The sequence below is a fragment of the Cobetia sp. QF-1 genome (assembly GCF_002213105.1).
In the GTDB taxonomy this organism is placed as follows: Bacteria; Pseudomonadota; Gammaproteobacteria; order Pseudomonadales; family Halomonadaceae; genus Cobetia; species Cobetia crustatorum.
In genome coordinates this window covers 553,608-570,513 of sequence record NZ_NBVS01000001.1, presented here as the reverse complement: position 1 = coordinate 570,513, position 16,906 = coordinate 553,608, and the positions used below count along the sequence as shown (strand labels likewise).

Annotated in this window: 16 protein-coding genes; 4 read left to right on the top strand and 12 right to left on the bottom strand. The window is 56.3% G+C overall.

From position 1 onward, the window contains the following. Positions 1-6: 6 nt before the first annotated feature. The 5 genes from yacG to pilB form a co-directional block, all read right to left on the bottom strand. The gene (gene yacG, locus CFN46_RS02520; RefSeq protein WP_035160353.1) at positions 7-252 is read right to left on the bottom strand and encodes a DNA gyrase inhibitor YacG; all 246 of its coding nucleotides are present in this window, start codon (positions 250-252) and stop codon (positions 7-9) included. Between the two features lie 72 nt (positions 253-324). Next, entirely contained in the window at positions 325-963 is a 639-nt protein-coding gene (gene coaE / locus CFN46_RS02515; protein WP_088742608.1) for a dephospho-CoA kinase, read from the bottom strand. Next, positions 960-1,757: an A24 family peptidase gene (locus CFN46_RS02510; RefSeq protein ID WP_088742702.1), complete on the bottom strand. Its 798-nt coding sequence runs from the start codon at positions 1,755-1,757 to the stop codon at positions 960-962. Before CFN46_RS02510 ends, coaE begins: the two co-directional genes overlap by 4 nt. Positions 1,758-1,955: 198 nt before the next feature. Beyond that, the gene (locus CFN46_RS02505) at positions 1,956-3,194 is read right to left on the bottom strand and encodes a type II secretion system F family protein (protein WP_088742607.1); all 1,239 of its coding nucleotides are present in this window, start codon (positions 3,192-3,194) and stop codon (positions 1,956-1,958) included. A 246-nt stretch (positions 3,195-3,440) separates the two neighbouring features. After that, positions 3,441-5,177, bottom strand: coding sequence for a type IV-A pilus assembly ATPase PilB (gene pilB, locus CFN46_RS02500; protein WP_088742606.1), 1,737 nt, complete (start codon positions 5,175-5,177; stop codon positions 3,441-3,443). A 600-nt stretch (positions 5,178-5,777) separates the two neighbouring features. Between pilB and CFN46_RS02495 the strand changes: the two genes are divergently transcribed. Beyond that, positions 5,778-6,224 (top strand): pilin, encoded by a 447-nt coding sequence (locus CFN46_RS02495; RefSeq protein ID WP_088742605.1) that lies wholly within the window; start codon positions 5,778-5,780, stop codon positions 6,222-6,224. A 68-nt stretch (positions 6,225-6,292) separates the two neighbouring features. Here the strand turns inward: CFN46_RS02495 and CFN46_RS02490 are convergent, their stop codons facing one another. From CFN46_RS02490 to CFN46_RS02465, 6 genes are all read right to left on the bottom strand, one after another. Continuing rightward, positions 6,293-6,595, bottom strand: a complete 303-nt coding sequence (locus CFN46_RS02490; RefSeq protein ID WP_024951939.1) for a hypothetical protein — start codon at positions 6,593-6,595, stop codon at positions 6,293-6,295. Between the two features lie 63 nt (positions 6,596-6,658). Then, positions 6,659-7,951 carry a cation diffusion facilitator family transporter gene (locus CFN46_RS02485; protein ID WP_088742604.1) on the bottom strand — a complete coding sequence of 431 codons (1,293 nt, stop codon included), beginning with the start codon at positions 7,949-7,951 and terminating at the stop codon, positions 6,659-6,661. Between the two features lie 123 nt (positions 7,952-8,074). Beyond that, positions 8,075-9,634 (bottom strand): ABC transporter permease subunit, encoded by a 1,560-nt coding sequence (locus tag CFN46_RS02480; RefSeq protein WP_254918380.1) that lies wholly within the window; start codon positions 9,632-9,634, stop codon positions 8,075-8,077. Further along, complete coding sequence (locus tag CFN46_RS02475; RefSeq protein WP_088742603.1) at positions 9,624-10,412, bottom strand: ATP-binding cassette domain-containing protein; 789 nt, start codon at positions 10,410-10,412, stop codon at positions 9,624-9,626. Before CFN46_RS02475 ends, CFN46_RS02480 begins: the two co-directional genes overlap by 11 nt. 4 nt (positions 10,413-10,416) lie before the next feature. Continuing rightward, complete coding sequence (locus tag CFN46_RS02470; RefSeq protein WP_088742602.1) at positions 10,417-11,298, bottom strand: putative selenate ABC transporter substrate-binding protein; 882 nt, start codon at positions 11,296-11,298, stop codon at positions 10,417-10,419. A gap of 230 nt (positions 11,299-11,528) precedes the next feature. Continuing rightward, positions 11,529-12,386, bottom strand: a complete 858-nt coding sequence (locus CFN46_RS02465) for a MurR/RpiR family transcriptional regulator (RefSeq protein WP_024951944.1) — start codon at positions 12,384-12,386, stop codon at positions 11,529-11,531. Positions 12,387-12,762: 376 nt separating this feature from the next. Between CFN46_RS02465 and zwf the strand changes: the two genes are divergently transcribed. The 3 genes from zwf to CFN46_RS02450 are packed head-to-tail and all read left to right on the top strand — an operon-like array spanning position 12,763 to position 15,671. Beyond that, positions 12,763-14,253 carry a glucose-6-phosphate dehydrogenase gene (gene zwf, locus CFN46_RS02460; RefSeq protein ID WP_024951945.1) on the top strand — a complete coding sequence of 497 codons (1,491 nt, stop codon included), beginning with the start codon at positions 12,763-12,765 and terminating at the stop codon, positions 14,251-14,253. A 1-nt stretch (position 14,254) separates the two neighbouring features. Further along, positions 14,255-14,959 carry a 6-phosphogluconolactonase gene (gene pgl / locus CFN46_RS02455; RefSeq protein ID WP_088742601.1) on the top strand — a complete coding sequence of 235 codons (705 nt, stop codon included), beginning with the start codon at positions 14,255-14,257 and terminating at the stop codon, positions 14,957-14,959. A 49-nt stretch (positions 14,960-15,008) separates the two neighbouring features. Further along, positions 15,009-15,671 carry a bifunctional 4-hydroxy-2-oxoglutarate aldolase/2-dehydro-3-deoxy-phosphogluconate aldolase gene (locus CFN46_RS02450; protein ID WP_024951947.1) on the top strand — a complete coding sequence of 221 codons (663 nt, stop codon included), beginning with the start codon at positions 15,009-15,011 and terminating at the stop codon, positions 15,669-15,671. Positions 15,672-15,851: 180 nt separating this feature from the next. On the opposite strand, the gene CFN46_RS02445 is transcribed toward CFN46_RS02450, so the two are convergent. After that, positions 15,852-16,889 carry a ketopantoate reductase family protein gene (locus tag CFN46_RS02445; protein WP_088742600.1) on the bottom strand — a complete coding sequence of 346 codons (1,038 nt, stop codon included), beginning with the start codon at positions 16,887-16,889 and terminating at the stop codon, positions 15,852-15,854. Between the last annotated feature and the right edge of the window lie 17 nt (positions 16,890-16,906).

Here is a 16,906-nt window from a genome sequence, read left to right as displayed (position 1 = left end):
GCGACTTCATTGCTGATTCAGGTCTCGCTCCATCCTTGCGACCATCTCGTCGATGCTGGTCTCGTCCATGGCCGTTTCACCCGCGATACGATGAGACTCATCTGCCCATGCACCAAGGTCTAGCAGGTGGCAGCGCTTGCTGCAGAAGGGCCGAAATGTGCTTTCGGGGCTCCATACGACGGGAGTACGGCACTGAGGGCAGGCGACCGTTAACGGCGAGCCGGTCTGTTGAGATGAAGAGGAGTCAGACATGGGAAACATCCTGAAGCGGTGAATGATGGGAATTCAATCGACTGGCATGCAGTAAGACGAGTCGCTACAGGTTCAAGGCGATACCTGTGTCAGCGCCAGTGCGCGATAGCGAGCATCAAGCGCGATGACCTGCTCGCGTAACTGCGTCTGTGTCCCTACATTGTCGATCACATCACACGCCTTGGCTAGCCGTGTTGCGCGTGGCAGCTGTGCGGCGAGAATGGCGCGTACCTGCGCCTCGCTGACGCCATCACGCTGTAGCGTGCGTGCCAGCTGTACGTCTTCCGGCACATCAACCACCAGGCAGTGGCTTACCAATGCGTCTTGCCCAGACTCGAACAGTAACGGCGATACCAGCAAGCGGTACGGGCCGGGCATGGCTGTCAGATGCTGCTCTATGCGTTCGCGAATACGCGGATGCGTGCAGCGCTCCAGCCATTGGCGTTGTTCGGGGGCGGCGAAGATGCGCTCGCGTAGCGCCGCGCGATTCAGCTGGCCGGCGCTGTCAACTATCTCATCGCCGAAGTGAGCGATGATCTCGCCCAGTGCCAGCTCTCCCGGGCGAACAATCTCTCTCGCGACGTCGTCGGCATCGACCCAATGAATACCCAGCTCCCCAAACAGACGCGCGACACTGGACTTGCCACTACCAATGCCGCCGGTAAGCCCGATGATCGGCCCTTGGTTGGCCGTATGGTTTTGTGTCGTCATGCGCCGATGACACTAAGGTAGAGGCTCATCAACGGCGTGCCGAACAGCAGGGCGATCCAACCAGCAACAGCCAGATACGGCCCGAAGGGCATCGGCGCACCGCGCAGGCGAGGCACCATCAGCTGCAGCAGAATGCCGAGGACTGCGCCCAGGCCAGCTGACAGAATCAGCAGCAGCGGTAGCCACTGCCAGCCGAGCCAAGCGCCAAGCGCGCCAAGCAGCTTGAAGTCACCGTACCCCATGCCTTCCTTGCCGGTAATCAACTTGAATAGCCAGTAGAAGCTCCACAGCACCAGATAGCCGGCCATTGCACCGACAACAGCGCTGGATAGCATCAACGGCTGGAACATCAACTGATAGGCAAGGCCGGCCCACAACAGCGGCAGTGTGATGGCATCAGGCAGAAGCTGGGTACGAAAATCGATGACTGACAGGACAAGTAATGTCAGGCAGGCACCGAAGATCCACAGGCTCTGCATGTCGAGGCCATAGATGAGGGTAATGGCAACTGCCAAGGTGCCACCGGCAAGCTCTACCAGCGGATATTGCGGGCTAATGTGTGTGTTGCAACTGGCGCAGCGGCCACGGCGCTTCAACCAGCCCAACACCGGGATATTGTCATGCCAATGAATGGGAGTGTCGCAGCCTGGGCAGCGTGAAGCCGGTACCAGTAAATTGAAGCGTGGATTTACCTCTGTCTCGAGTTCCAGTGCTTCGCGGGCTTCGGCGCGCCATTGGCGCATCATCATGACCGGTAAACGAGTGATCACGACATTCAGAAAGCTGCCGACCATCAGGCCAAAAACGCCCGCCAAGCAGGCCTGAAGTGTGAGGGGGAGCTGCGCGAGTGAATCCACGTAAAATCCTTGTCTTGAAGCACATGGAAATACTATTCACGTGAATAGTATTTCCATGATGAGAAAATGAAATAGATAACTTGTTCGGGTATGAGCCGCACATGGTAGATAGATGACTGGTCTTGAGGGATACAGTCAGACCACGTTACCCAGCTCGAAGATAGGCAGATACATCGAGACTACTAACCCACCGACCAGTGTACCAAGTACCACAATGATGAAAGGTTCCAGTAGTGAGGTCAGTGCATCAACCTTGTTGTCGACATCTTCTTCATAGAAGTCCGCAACCTTGTTGAGCATGGCGTCCAGAGAACCTGATTCCTCGCCTATCGCCACCATCTGTACTGCCAATGTCGGGAACAGTTGAGTATTGCGCATGGCAAAGTTGAGCTGCTGGCCGGTAGAGACATCTTCCTTTATCTGGGCGATAGCGCGCTCGTAGACCTTGCTGCCTGAGGCTCCAGCAGCAGTATCAAGCGATTCTATCAGCGGCACACCTGCCTGGAAGGTGGTCGCCAGCGTACGTGAATAACGTGCTACGGAAGATTTGTCCAGAATGTCACCCAGCACTGGCACTTTAAGCATGAAGCGGTGCATCGCATAGGCGAAATTATCTGATCGCTTCATACCTTGAGAAATAAGTACCCCTATGATTATCATGGCACCAAGTGCTATATACCAATAGCTTTGAGCATATTCGGATAGAGTAATGGTCATCTGTGTAAAGGCGGGTAGTTCGGCGCCGAAGCCTTGGAACAAACTTTCGAACTGAGGAACGACCTTGATCAACAAGATAGCCGTCACGCCAAAACCGACGCAGATAACAGCCGCTGGGTAGTAAAGTGCTTTCTTGACTCGCGCCTTCAAGGAATCGATTTTTTCTTTATAGGTCGCGACACGATCGAGCATCTTGTCCAGCGCACCGGCTTGTTCGCCAGCTGCCACCAGATTGGTGAAAAGACTGTCAAAATGTTGCGGATGCTTGCGCAGTGCCTCGGAGAAACTGGCGCCAGCGCCCACCTGACTCATCATATCCTCGACCAAGTGCCTCATGCCGGGACTTTTCATGCTTTCAGCCACGATGCCAAAGGCTTGTAGCACCGGTACACCGGCGCGGATCATGGTCGCCATCTGGCGGGCAAACATAGTGACATCCTTGCCACTAACCTTCTTGCTGCCCCCAAATAGTGACGATTTCTTACGTAAGCGCTTGACGACGATACCCTGACTGATAAGCGTATTCTTGACGATATCGACATTGGCCGACATCAACTCGCCCTTGACGTTCTCGCCACGCGAATTTTTGCCTGACCACTGCCAAGTTTCTATGCCCGCCTTCTTTTTCTTGTGCTTGGCAGTTTTGATTGTTGCCATATTAGCTGTCATTCCCTATTGGGTGGCAGTATTCGTTCAGTATTGCCAAGTTATCTGCACTCATGAGTATTTGTCGCATGGTCCACATGATGCATGCAGTATCGCGTGTCACTGATGTCGACCTTCTCACGATCAATCATCCTGGCTAATGATTATTGTATCTTATCGCTAATGTGCATGATGGCTGAAGAAAAGTCAGTGCTGTTCAAATGTTTAGCAGTTGATTTTTCAACGATTGCAGCGGCTTCAATCCTTGGTAATGCGGTTGACTTCCTCAAGTGAAGTCATACCAGCCATCACTTTACGTAGCCCACTACGTCTCAGGTCGGAGAGCCCTTCCTTGCGTGCCTGGTCTGCCAGTTCGATCGCGGTGCCTTCACGCATAATCAGACGGCTCATTTCATCGGAGATCGGCATGACTTCATAAATACCGACACGTCCCTTGTAACCTAGTGTGCATTGACTACAGCCTACTGGACGGAAAATTGTCGCGCTTTCAAGTTCCTCGCTACTGAAGCCATTATCTGTACGGAATCCCATTGATTCACGTGCCTCTGGTGGTATTTCCGCTGGCTGACGACAGTGAGTACACAGACGGCGTGCCAGTCGCTGCGCGATGATCAGCGAGACTGAGCTGGCGATATTGAAGGGCGCTATGCCCATGTTACTGAGGCGTGTCAGTGTTTCTGGTGCCGAGTTGGTATGTAGCGTGGACAGTACCAAGTGGCCTGTCTGGGCCGCTTTGATGGCTATCTCGGCGGTTTCCTTGTCACGTATCTCACCGACCATTACCACATCGGGATCCTGGCGCAGGAAGGCGCGTAAAGCCGAGGCAAAATCCAGTCCGATCTTGGGTAGTACATTGACTTGATTGACGCCTTCGACCTTGAGCTCGACAGGGTCTTCCGCGGTCGAGATGTTGCGTTCAGCGGTGTTGAGAATATTCAAACCGGTATAAAGGGTGACCGTCTTGCCGCTACCCGTCGGGCCTGTGACGAGAATCATCCCTTGTGGTTCATCCAGTGTCTTCTCGAACATGGCACGTTGTTCAGGCTCGAAGCCCAGCGCCTCAATCCCCATCTTGGCAGAGCTAGGGTCGAGAATACGCAGTACCAGCTTCTCGCCATACACTGTTGGCAAGCTATTGACGCGGAAGTCGATGGAGCGCGATTTGGATAGACGTAGCTTGATGGCACCATCTTGCGGCAAGCGTCGCTCTGAGATATCCATCCGTGACATCACCTTCAGGCGTGCCGAAATACGGTTACGCATATTGAAGGGCGGTCGTGTGTTCTCGATCAGCATGCCATCGATACGGAAGCGGATTCGATAGGTTGATTCGTACGGTTCGAAGTGGATATCCGAGGCGCCGCGTTTGATGGCATCCATCATTACTTTGTGAACGAAGCGCACCACCGGGGCATCATCGCTACTGGCGGTAATCGCCATGTCGTGGTTGTTGTCTTCCTCGCCTTCGAATTCCAGATTGTCGAGTGCTTCACCTTCTTCACCGAGCATATCCATGGCGCTTTCTTCGCCGGCCTCCAGATATTGCTCGAGGGCTGGTGTCAGTTGGTCGGCGGCGACCAGTACGCTCTCGATTGATAGCCCGGTGGCGAACTGCAGCTCATCGAGATGTGTCAGCGTCGAAGGTGAGGGCACACCCACCGTCAGGCGGTGCTCGCGGCGATAAAGGGGTAATACGCCTAACTTGCGCAATACCTTTTCAGGAAGCTCGTCTATAGAAGGGAGGGAGTCGATACGCAGCGCATCGAGATCAACGTAGGGCAGGCCGTACTCCCATGCCGCCGCCAAGGTGGCTTCACGTGCGGGTGCCAAGCCATGCGTAATCACATGTAGCAAGAGGCTTTCTCCGGCCTCGTTGGCTTCCTGTTCGGCAAGCTTGGCAGCCTGAGCCTCCAGCAAGCCTGCTTCGACCAAGCGAGCGGCAAACCCTTTAAGCGTGTGATCTGTCTGAGGCATGGAAATGTCCTGTTCCGAGTCCTTTCGCTTACCTGGGAAGATTTCTCCAAAGGAAGCTTGCCTGACCTCACAGCAATCGCCTTGCTTTCAAGGCGTGAAAAGCCTGTGCTGACAGAGAGTTGATACTGACCTGGTGCTGCTGGCCTCTTGCGGTCAGTGTAGCTCGAAAGCTTTCTATCAGAAATGCTACTGTGAGATTGATTCGGCCTTGGCCAATATCAGGCCTCTGGTATCGACGATAGTGAGAGTGTGGTGCTCTAAACGTTGAATATATAGTGCATCCAAAGGAGAAAGTTTTTCTGGCGTTGCTTGCAATGTCACTGAGTGTAATCTATTGTAACAACCAAGCAGCCGTCAGCGCCGCCAGAGTAGCGTCTTGCGACATGGCAATGGCACCTAGTCTGTGGCTGTGGTATCAATCGTCCCGTCCGGTCGATACCCCGTGATATCAGAATGTTATGGCAAGATTATGAAGTGTGGATAATAGCTGAATGCAGACACAAGTCATGGTGATATAACATTCTGGACATCAGGGAACGTAACCGGGGTCTCAGGACGTACGACCTGATCTCACTACGCAAACGCAAGGGAGTCATACACATGACACGCAAGCAATCTGGTTTTACATTGATCGAGCTGATGATCGTTGTGGCGATCATCGGCATCTTGGCGGCCATCGCTATTCCGCAGTACCAGAACTATGTGGCACGCTCACAAGTCGCTCGCGTAATGAGTGAAACTGGCTCACTTCGGACTAGTGTTGAAGAATGTATCTTGAATGGTCGGACTGATATTGGAGATGCAGCTGGTGAATGTCAGATAGGTGCAACTGATTCTAACCTTCTCGATAGTGGCCGTCCTACAGTTGCTGATGACGCAAAGTTGACTGCAACGACTGAGATTAAAGCTACATTTGGTGATAATGCAGCTGCTGTATTAGACACAGCCAGTCTTTCATGGACTCGTGATGCTAATGGTAGCTGGACCTGCACTACAACTGTAGCGGTTAATTATATTCCTAATGGCTGTGTTGCACCTACTCCGTAAGATTAGAATTATTCGGCACAATAAAAAACCGCCCTTCGGGGCGGTTTTTTATTGTGCCGAATAAGGTATCAATAAAGCGCTTCTTCTTCCTCTACGACATCCTTCAGTAGTTCCAGGAACAATTTGTCGGCATCTGAGTGCTCCGCCGGATCTTCCGGGATATGGATGCTGGTGGTGTCGGACACCTCGTTGGCGATGATGGCCAGCATCTGCGCTTCGCTTTGCCCCTGTTCTGCCCCTTCCTTGAGGCGCGCCCGCGCCACGATCAGCGACTGTTCGAGTATCTTCGGGTCTTGCAGCAGCTTGCGAATGAAGCCTTTCAGCTCACTGATGATACGTGTCTTGTGCATTTCGCCGGATGCATTGCTCATGGGCGTGCTCCTTGATGATCGAGTGTTGTCGTGACTGATATATGGTGCAGTGTAACGCAGACTTCAGCGCGTGGGAGTAGGCGAAATGACACTGAGCTCGAGGTTGCCTAGCCAGTTGATATCGGCTGTCAGGCGTTTCATTTCGGTGATCTCAGTGTTGCGTTTATTCGCATCTCGGTAACGTTCCGCGGTTGGTTCAAAGCAAGTTGCTGTTAGCTCCAGCAGGATATCCACATGTGGTGGCAGCGTGGTGGGCGAATCAGGCATTGATGACGCTGCTGGCTGCTGCTGATGTTGGAAATAATGCAGTGTCATGCCGCTACGCGCGTGCCACAGCGGTTGCTGCTGCCAGCGTTCATCCAGCATGGCGATGATCTCACTGCGTAGCGGCAGTGGCTGGTGAGAGGGCGGATGAGGTGAGTCGGTCTGCGTCAAATGGGAGTCATCTTCCGGGTCGATGTGATAAAGCACATCACTGAGCTGAGGGAATTCTCGCTTGAGGCGTGCCACCGCATGGTGACCAATGGCGTGTCCTTCGGAGACGCTGATGCGTGATGCCACCAGCAAATGCACTTCCAATACGATACGTCCGGCGAGTGTTCTGCTACGCAAGTCATGTACACCACGAACTTCCGGCAGGGTGAGTAAGCACTCACGAATCTCGTGTTGTTGTTCACGCGGCAGCGCGGTATCGATCAGCTCACGTGAGGCCTCCCAGGCCAGTGACACGCCAATCTTGCCCACCATCACGCCGACCACGATGGCTGCGATACCGTCCAGCCAGCCGGCACCCAGCTGCGTGCCAATCAGGCCCACGAGTACCGCGACGGTGGAAAGTGCATCACTACGCGAGTGCCAGGCATTGGCTTCCAATAGTTTGGACTTCTGGCGATGGGCGACCTTGAGCGTGGCGCGAAAGATCCATTCCTTGCCGATCAGCGAGATGACGGCAATGCCGATGCCCAGTACGCCCGGCAGCGGGGCTGTCAGCGTGCCGAATATCAGTGCCCAGCTACGCAGAATCCCTTCCCAGCCAATCGCGCCGGCGACGGCCAATAATAGGCTGCCGAGCACCAGGGTGCCGAGTGTCTCAATGCGCTCATGCCCCCACGGATGCGAGTGGTCTGGCGCTTGACGGCCGTAGTGAGTGGCCACCAACACGAAGGCGTCTGTCACCAGGTCCGATAGTGAATGAATGCCATCGGCGATCAACGCCTGCGAGCCGACCATCTTGCCGATGATCAGTTTGGCGACTCCCAATATGCCATCCAGCACCGCCCCGATGAGTGTGATGCGCTGGGCTTCACGCTTGGCGCTGGCCTTGAGTGCCGAATCTGTTTGAGTCGAAGAGGGCATGTCGGTACTCGCAATCAAAGGCGGGTATGCAGGCTTCGGTGCCAGGTGTTTTTCTGCGGCACAAAAGTGAGTGTTGACTTACGTGGTATCGCTTTTCATGCGCCATGCTGTCGAGTCTGAGCCCTAGCGGACACAGCTGTCTTCCGAGATGTCACTCTTCGGACGTAGGCGGCGCGCGAGGCTATCCACGGCAATATTGAGTATTGCGGTTAACAGCAGCAGCGCAAATGCCTGATCGAACATCATGTACTCGAAGCTCGAATCAATATGGAAGCCCAGCGTTGCCACACCAAGCATGCCGAGTATCGCCGTCTCGCGGATAATGGTTTCGGCGCGGTAGAACAGCAGCGCGAACATGCCCGGCGCGACGCGTGGGTTGAGTTCGTACAGCCAGCACTCCAGACGTCCTTGCGGCTTGCTGAGAGGCAGCTGAATCTGATTGGCATGACGAGCACACAGGAAAGCGATGATGGCCCCGTTATGCAGTGACAACGCCAGCCAGGCGGGCAGTAGAGATGGCCCAAGCAGCAGCAGCAGGATAAAGGCGAGCATCAGCTCTGGCGTGGTGCGCAGGAAGATCAGCAGGCCGCCAGTGGTGCGTTGGGTGAGCCGATTGCCGACATGACGGCTGGCCAGTGGCCACAGTGCCATGGCGATCAGCAGGCTGCCCGCCGTACCCAGCAGGCCAAGCAGTAGCGTATTGCCGAGCGCTGGCAGCAAGTGCGGGAGCTGCCCAGCCCACTGGAGCATAGCTGAGAACAGTTCCCCGGAGACGACCGTCTCCAGAGAGGCGTTGACGAGCGGTGCCGGCCAGATGTCGTGGCTGACAAAGCGCCACAGGAGCGCGGGATTGACGTTGGGCCACGGCCCTAGCCACCACAGGCTTGCGATAGCCAGCACCGGCAATAGGCGACGATGACCCCACCACGGCAGCGTGGCAATCAGTAGATAGAAGATCCACAGCAGTGCACCGGCCTCATGATAGCGTCCTTCACGGAAGGCGCTTTCCAGATAGAAGCCCAGTGTCGGCAGGCCAACGAAGCCCAGCAATACGCTGGCGCGCAGCGCGCACTCAAAGCGATAGCGGGTGTAGCTGGCCAGTCGCGGCCACGCCATCGGTAGCTCGGCATAGACGAAGCGCATCAGGCGTGAGGTGGCTGCAGGCAGTGCCTTGATCGGCGCCTGGGGTAGCTGTTCGAGTATCTCGGCGTAGACCTTGGCGAACGTCGCTGCGTAGGGAATCGTGATCGCAGCCAACGCCGTGACGGCGGAAAGGCCGAAGACCTGCAGCAGCAATAGCGCCCAGAACAGCTCATGTATGGCTCGCAGGCCCGCACATGCGCCGCGCAGCAGCCGTGAGCGCGAGTAGACCAGTGCCAATGGCAGGCCGAGCAGCGCGCCCAGCAAGGTGCCCCACAGCGCGAAAGACACCGTTAGTATCAGAGCATGCAGTGGCGATTCCAGCAGGCTGGGTGAGGGAGACACCAACCCCGCCGACATGCGGAGCAACTCCTGCCACGGGTCACGTGAGGTAATCGAAAGATCGCCGAACGGGGCTAACACCAGCATGGCCAGAATCAGTCCCGCACCTAGCCGCAGTAAGCGCATACCTTCGCTGCGTGCCTTCCACCAAGGCGGTGGTTTGGATACGACAGGCGCCGCTGAGGAGATATCAGTGGGCATTGCGATGTTCTTGAGACACGTCTTGCTGAGCGAACTTCTCGCCAGTCGACTCGTCGGGGGAGTGCGGGCCGGCACTGGATGCAGCGGGATACAGGCAGTCGAGATCCTGCAGTGTCAGCCCGTCGGTCGAGATATCGAGCAGTACCGCGCCATGGCCTCCGCTGTTCTTGCCAAGGCCAATGACGCGCGTGAAGTGAGTGAGCGCCAACTCACGCTGATGCAGCGCAACGATGCTAGTGAGATGCAGAGAGTGAATCAGCTGAATTAACTCACTGGCTTGATGCTGGTCGACACTGGCGACAGGCTCGTCGCCCAGAAAGAGCGGATGTCCCTGATAGAGGGCGCGCGCAATGGCGACGCGCTGCCGCTGGCCGCCGGAGAGTGCTTCTACTGAGCGCTCCATCAGCGATGCAATCCCTAGTGGCTCGCACAGCGTCGCTACCGTTTGCCAATGAGCAGGCTTCGGGCGCAGCAGGTTAAGCAGATTGGTCAGTCGCGAGTGCTGGTCCAATCTGCCCATGAAAATATTGTGATAGACAGATAGCTGGGGTACCAAGCCTTGACGCTGAGGGCACCAGGCAGCAGGCACGTGAGCCACGTGCAATGCGCTACGCAGCGCCTCAAGTAGCGTCGATTTCCCGGCGCCGCTCGCGCCTAGCAACGCGATACGTTCGCCTTGATGAAGACGAACGTCGACGTCACGCAACACGATCTCGTCACCATGACCGAGATTGTGCCGCGTGAGATGTAGCAGAGGGAGAGGCGATACTTGCGTCATGAGCTCAGCGCAGCAATCCGAGCTGCTCACCTACGGCCTTGATGGGGGCGTAGTCGTCATTGCTGGCGGGGATGAAGCCCGAGCGCGGGAAGCTTTCCAGCAGGTCAGGGTCTTTCATGTCCAGCAACGCTTTGGTGACGTGTGCAGTGAACTCCGAGCCAAAACGACTATCTACATCACCGCGCAGTGTCCACTGGTAGTCCGGATAGCTTGGTGTCTGCCACAGTATCTGAACTTTGGTCGGATCGACCTTGCCATCCTTGACCGCTGCATCCCATACCGCAAAGTTGACAGCGCCGACGTCGTAGGTGCCAGCAGCCACGAGTGCGATGGTGCGTGAGTGATCACCTGAGAAGCCTACGCGTGAGAACAATTTTTCCGGGGCTTCCTGGAATTGTTCGCGCAGATAATATTCTGGCATCAGGCGACCTGAAGTGGACGTCTTGGCGCCGAAGGTGAAGGTATGTCCTTCAATGGACTCAGGTAGGGCGTCGAGCGGTTCAGAGGCGTCACCGGCCAGCTTCAGATCACGACGGGCGATGAAGTAGCTGCGGAAGGCGGCATCTTCAGTGCCTTGGGCGATCGCGATGGAGCCCGGTACTAGCTGGCGTGCTTGAACGCCGGTCAGGCCGCCGAACCATGCCATCTGAATCTGATCATTGCGGAAGGCACTGACCGCCGCGCTGTAGGACTTGACCGGCACGTATTCAACCTCAACACCGAGCTTCTCGGCCAGATAGTCCGCCACCTTGTCGAAGCGTTCCACCAGGCGCGACTCATCTTCGTCCGGAATGGCCGTGAACTTGAAGGTGTCGGCCTGCGCCTGACTGATATTCATGGGAAGTGTGGAAAACAGGGTCAAAGCAGCAATGGCCAGCCAGCGCATGGAGACATCCTCGGAATTCACGACAATAGACGCCATGCAGCCCGTGCCGCATGGAAGGTTTATGGCGCGTATTGTTGTGCCTTGTCTGCGTTGGTGCAAGCTCGGAGCAGTACTGAAGGATCACTCAAGGCCATGACAATGGTTGGCAGTGTGATTTGTCTGTGAAATTGGCATGCATGTCGATGCCATTTTGAGAGCGTGAACGACTGCCGGCACCGCTGATATATTGCTCACGATTCCAGAGGAAAACGCGTGTCCTTGAGGCTGTCCTTGATCTTCTTGAGATGATGCTGGAAGTCCTCGCCGCGTCGCAGCGTCACGCCGGTCGCCAGTACATCGATCAACGCCAGATGAATCATGCGCGAGGTCATTGGCATATAGATATCGGTATCTTCTGGTGCCAGTACTTCCAATACCTCGGTGCATTCGCGGGCCAGTGGAGAGTTCGGAGCCGTAATGCCGAGCACGGCAGCACCGTTGCCACGTGCTAATTTAGCGATATCGACCAGTTCACGGGTACGGCCGGTGTAGGAGATGATTACGATGACATCACCGGTATGGCAGGCGGCCGCTACCATGCGCTGCATCAGTACGTCTTCATAGGCCATGACAGGCAAATTGAAGCGAAAGAACTTGTGCTGGGCATCTGCCGCAACAGGGCCAGAGGCTCCCAGGCCAAAGAAGCAGATCTGCTTGGCTTGGCTGAGATAGTCGACTGCACGTTCGATACGTTTGGGATCGAGCGCGCGGCGAGCATCATCGAGTGCGGCGACTGTTGCGCCGAGAATCTTGTCGCCATAGGCCTCGGCGTCATCGTTCTGCTCGACACTGCGCGACACATAGGGCGTGCCGCCAGCCAAGCTCTGGGCCAGTTTTATCTTGAAGTCCGGGAAGCCCTTGGCGTCGAAGTTGCGGCAAAAGCGGTTGACGGTCGGCTCGCTGACCAGAGAGGCCTGGGCGAGCGCCGCAATGCTCATGCCTGTGGCCGCTGATGGATCCGCCAGAATGACGTCGGCGACCTTTCGCTCGGAGCGGTTGAGCTCGTCGAGACGTTCACGGATGCGGTTGATGAGGTCGTGTACAGCCATTCGCCTGTTACCCTGCCATTGTGTAGTGAAATAACTACGTAATCTGGGCATCCTAGCCTCACTCGTCAGGTAGGCCAAGTATCTCTTGGATGCAGGCAGTGACGAGATGGATGCGAAACCGGCGTTTCCTACCACTTTTAGGTAAGTTTACCTACTTGTGAGGCGATTTGTCTTGAGGAGGCGCCGCGTTCTCGCTACATTTGTTGTTAATATAACCAGCCATGTATCGCCAACGCCGTTCTGGCGTCCTGTGTCATTCGAAGCCATTCCTGCGACTACTGCTACTGTAGCCGCAACGAATTTCTTCATGAATAACACACGACCTCTCCGGTTCAGCTCGGCATGCAGGGCAGATTCGACGGGAGAAATCGGCGGCATGAGTTCCGACATCATTCCGGGCGTGGATATTGCCCTGTTCGGCGCCTTGGGCGACCTCGCCAAGCGCAAGCTATATCCAGCCCTATATCACCTCGATCGCGATGGCTTGCTCGACAAGTCAACGCGTCTTATTGGCCTTGCGCGACAGGACATCAGTCTCGATTCCTTCAAGGAAACCGTGGAGGCTGCGCTCAAGGAGCGCGTCAAGCCGGAACACCTGGAAAAGGACGCAGTGGCGCGTTTCATCGCCCGTATTGGCTACGCTGCGCTAGATTTCGGCACGGTTGAAGGCTACTCCGCGATTGTCGATTGGCGGGTGGATGCCAAGGGCAAGTCCTCACCGCGGCCGCTGTTGATCTATCTCTCTGTACCGTCACGTATTTACGGCGATATCAGCAGCAATCTGCAGGCATCTGGCTGCTTGGATGAGCAATCACGCGTCGTGGTCGAGAAGCCGATTGGTTCTGATCTCGAGAGCTCCGGCGCCGTCAATGACGCCATCGGTGCCGTGTTTGCCGAATCGCAGATCTATCGTATCGATCACTACCTGGGCAAGGAAACGGTTCAGAATTTGATCGCGCTGCGCTTTGCCAACCCGATGTTCGGTAATCAGTGGAATCAGAATCAGATCTCCCACGTCGAAATTACCGTCGCGGAGAAGGTCGGGATTGAAGGTCGTTGGGGTTACTTTGACCAGGCTGGCCAGCTGCGTGACATGGTGCAGAATCACCTGCTGCAGCTGCTGTGCTTGATCGCGATGGACCCGCCATCCAGTCTCGATGCTGATGCTATCCGTGATGAAAAGGTCAAGGTGCTCAAGGCATTACGTCCGATTACTGGCGAGCGTCTGAACACTGATCTCGTGCGCGGCCAGTACATTACTGGTGCCGTCGATGGCCAGCGTGTACCGGGATATCTGGAGGAGGAGGGGGCTAACACCGAATCGTCGACCGAGACTTTCGTGGCCTTCAAGACCGAAGTCTCCAACTGGCGTTGGGCAGGGGTGCCGTTCTATCTGCGCACCGGTAAGCGCATGCCGGAGAAGATGTCGCAAATCGTCATCCACTTCCGCCAGCAGCCGCACTATATTTTCGATCCGGACCAGCGCTCACTGGCATCCAACAAGCTGATCATCCGCTTGCAGCCGCATGAAGGTATCTCCCTGCAGGTGCTGACCAAGGATCCCGGTCTCGACAAGGGCATGCGCCTGCGTCCAGGGCCGTTGGATCTCGACTTCAACAATGCCTTCCCCAAGCGTCGAATTCCGGAAGCTTACGAACGTTTGCTACTTGAGGTCATCAAGGGCCAGCAGTATCTGTTCGTCCGTCGTGATGAAATTGAACACGCATGGCGTTGGGTTGACACCCTCATCGACGGTTGGGAATCACGTGCTGCGGCGCCGAGTCGCTATCCAGCGGGCTCCTGGGGGCCAGTGTCCTCTATCGCGATGATTACCCGTGATGGTCGTAGCTGGTATGAGGAGTATTGAGATGGCTTCTGCGATAACCCCGTCTCCTCTTGCGAGCGACCCACGACAGCAAACTGCTGAGGCGCTGGCTGAGTATCTGGCTGCGGCACTGACCACAGACCTCGCGGCTGACCCTGCTGCACGTGCGCTGTTGGTCGTGTCGGGTGGCTCCACGCCAAAGCCGTTATTTGCCGCATTGTGCGACAAGCCGCTGGACTGGTCGCGAGTGGATATCACGCTGGCTGATGAACGCTGGGTGAGCGAAGACGCGAGTGATAGCAATGCGCGCTTCGTACGTGAGCACTTGCTAACGGGTGCCGCGAGTGCAGCAACCTTCTATCCGCTGACCAATGGTGAGGCCGAGCCTGAAGCGGGTTGCGCAGGAGTGAGTGCTCGCATTGCAGCGCTGTCGTGGCCAGCCAGTGCACTGATTCTTGGCATGGGTGGCGATGGTCATACGGCATCGCTATTCCCTGACGGGGATCGGCTCGAAGAGGCGCTGGAAAGTCAGGAGTGCTGCGTGCCAATGCGTGCCCCTAGCGTGTCACAGCCACGTATTACGCTGAGCCTCGCACGCCTGCGCCAAACCCGCCGTACCGTGTTGCATCTTACGGGCGCCGACAAACAGGACGTGCTGTCACGCGCGTTGGGTAATATCGAAGCAGTTAGTGAGCTGCCGATTCGGGCCTTCCTGTCTGCGCCGTTGGCGCTGTATTGGGCCCCCTGATCATATCTGCCGCTGCCATCCATGCACGCCGCGGCACAAGGAGAACGCCATGAGCTTTGAAAAACAGCTTCCGTCGACCCGTACGACCGAGATCGACAGCATCTGCCAGAAGGCCTCTGTGCTGCCGGTCATCGCCATCGAGCGCATTGAAGACGCCGTGCCGCTGGGCAAGGCTCTTTACGAAGGCGGTCTGACCGTCCTCGAAGTCACTCTGCGTACCGATTGCGCTCTGGAAGCGATTCGTCGCATGCGTGAAGCGTTACCGAATGCCAGCATCGGGGCAGGTACCGTGCTGACACCGGAGCAGTATCGTCAGGTCGAAGAGCTGGGTGTCGACTTCATCGTCACTCCAGGCACTACCGAGGCGCTCTATCAGTACGGCGTGACCAGCAGCGTTCCCATGTTGCCGGGTGTGGCGACCGTGTCCGAGCTGATGACGGGCTGGCAGTACGGCTATCGCCGCTTCAAGTTCTTCCCGGCAGAGGCCGCGGGTGGCGTCAATGCCATCAAATCTTTCGGTGGCCCGATCAGTGAAGCACGCTTCTGCCCGACAGGCGGCATTACGCTCAATAATGCGGCTGATTATCTGGCGCTCAAGAACGTGATGTGTGTCGGTGGTAGCTGGGTCGCCCCGCAGAAGTTGATCGACGCGGGTGACTGGGATGGCATTCGTGAGCTGGCGCGTGAAGCGTCCGAGCGTTTCCATCACTAAGCGCTGCTTGCCAGGTTTTTATTGATGATGTGAAGAATATTGGTTGTCCGCCGGCTCATGACAGCGTGCAGTGGCGGGCAACAAATACTGCTCTCTCGACAGCTTGACTGTTGTTTTGTGACCCGTCTCTCGCGAGGCGGGTCTTTTTTCGTCTCTGAATCATGCTGTGGTGGCAAGTGATCAGCTCAGATCGCGATATAGCTGATCCAGCAGCGGTATCTGCAGGCCATGTTGGGCGGCTGTCGAGCGTAGCGGGCCGAGAATTGCCACTATCTCGGTTGGTCGGTCGGCCAATACATCCTGCAGCATTGAGGCGCGATTGTTTGCGGTGGTGCGAATCACGTCATCAATCAATGCTTGCCATCCTTGGGGTGGCGCCGAGACCTGCTTGGCGTTCAGTACGGCGCTTATTTCACTGACGGCCTGTCGCACCATCAAAGAGAAGGGGCGATCACGTAGTTGGCCATTACGAATCCGAAAGCGTGCCACGAGAGGGTTGATCGCCGCATTGACGGCCAGCTTGTGCCACAGACGTTCCTGCATGTTATCTGCAGCCTTACTACTGAATCCCGCTCTCGTCAGCCAGTCGACCTGTTGATGAGCATTGGTGGTGGAGGCGGCTGATGTCATTCCAGTCGCAGCCCACGGGCCGAGCCAGGTCTGACCATGTGCGGCGTGTTGTATCGGGAATACCTGAGTGGAGTGTGACTCAGGTAGCCAGGCACCTTCGGTGGTACTGGCGCATAGCAGGCCAGAATGATGCTCGGCGAACCAGGGTTGTGCGCTCAAGCCATTCTGCCAGCAGGTGATGGGTGTGCTGGGGGAGATATGCTGTTGCAGTGTTGCCCAGACATCTTCCACTCCGTGTGCCTTTGTAGTTATCCAAATCGCTAAAGGAATCTCTCTTGGCGGATTTTTCATGCTATCTATTTTTTCATACATTATCTTTTGGATAACAATGTCGCCTGATGGCGCTATCATCTCTATTGATATTTCTTGGGTTGATAGCGCTCGTCTCCCGATCAGCAGAATGTCGGGGAGCGACGACTTCCCCTGAGATGCGAGTTCATCAGCGCGAGCACTCGCAAGACGTGCTGCCAGCAAGCGCCCGATGGCCCCGGGGCCGATAATCCACAAGCGGTTGCCCCGAAAATTCACCGTTTCAGTAGAGTGGCGGCGACTAGACGCCTTCGTATTGGATGGGAGGAGTGTTGCCATGTGCGAGATCTCGAGAG

Coding starts and splice junctions, on each gene's coding strand:
- yacG (WP_035160353.1), bottom strand. CDS start 252: ATGTCTGACTCCTCTTCATCTCAACAGACCGGCTCGCCGTTAACGGTC.
- coaE (WP_088742608.1), bottom strand. CDS start 963: ATGACGACACAAAACCATACGGCCAACCAAGGGCCGATCATCGGGCTT.
- CFN46_RS02510 (WP_088742702.1), bottom strand. CDS start 1,757: ATGGTCGGCAGCTTTCTGAATGTCGTGATCACTCGTTTACCGGTCATG.
- CFN46_RS02505 (WP_088742607.1), bottom strand. CDS start 3,194: ATGGCAACAATCAAAACTGCCAAGCACAAGAAAAAGAAGGCGGGCATA.
- pilB (WP_088742606.1), bottom strand. CDS start 5,177: ATGCCTCAGACAGATCACACGCTTAAAGGGTTTGCCGCTCGCTTGGTC.
- CFN46_RS02495 (WP_088742605.1), top strand. CDS start 5,778: ATGACACGCAAGCAATCTGGTTTTACATTGATCGAGCTGATGATCGTT.
- CFN46_RS02490 (WP_024951939.1), bottom strand. CDS start 6,595: ATGAGCAATGCATCCGGCGAAATGCACAAGACACGTATCATCAGTGAG.
- CFN46_RS02485 (WP_088742604.1), bottom strand. CDS start 7,951: ATGCCCTCTTCGACTCAAACAGATTCGGCACTCAAGGCCAGCGCCAAG.
- CFN46_RS02480 (WP_254918380.1), bottom strand. CDS start 9,634: ATGCCCACTGATATCTCCTCAGCGGCGCCTGTCGTATCCAAACCACCG.
- CFN46_RS02475 (WP_088742603.1), bottom strand. CDS start 10,412: ATGACGCAAGTATCGCCTCTCCCTCTGCTACATCTCACGCGGCACAAT.
- CFN46_RS02470 (WP_088742602.1), bottom strand. CDS start 11,298: ATGCGCTGGCTGGCCATTGCTGCTTTGACCCTGTTTTCCACACTTCCC.
- CFN46_RS02465 (WP_024951944.1), bottom strand. CDS start 12,386: ATGGCTGTACACGACCTCATCAACCGCATCCGTGAACGTCTCGACGAG.
- zwf (WP_024951945.1), top strand. CDS start 12,763: ATGAGTTCCGACATCATTCCGGGCGTGGATATTGCCCTGTTCGGCGCC.
- pgl (WP_088742601.1), top strand. CDS start 14,255: ATGGCTTCTGCGATAACCCCGTCTCCTCTTGCGAGCGACCCACGACAG.
- CFN46_RS02450 (WP_024951947.1), top strand. CDS start 15,009: ATGAGCTTTGAAAAACAGCTTCCGTCGACCCGTACGACCGAGATCGAC.
- CFN46_RS02445 (WP_088742600.1), bottom strand. CDS start 16,889: ATGGCAACACTCCTCCCATCCAATACGAAGGCGTCTAGTCGCCGCCAC.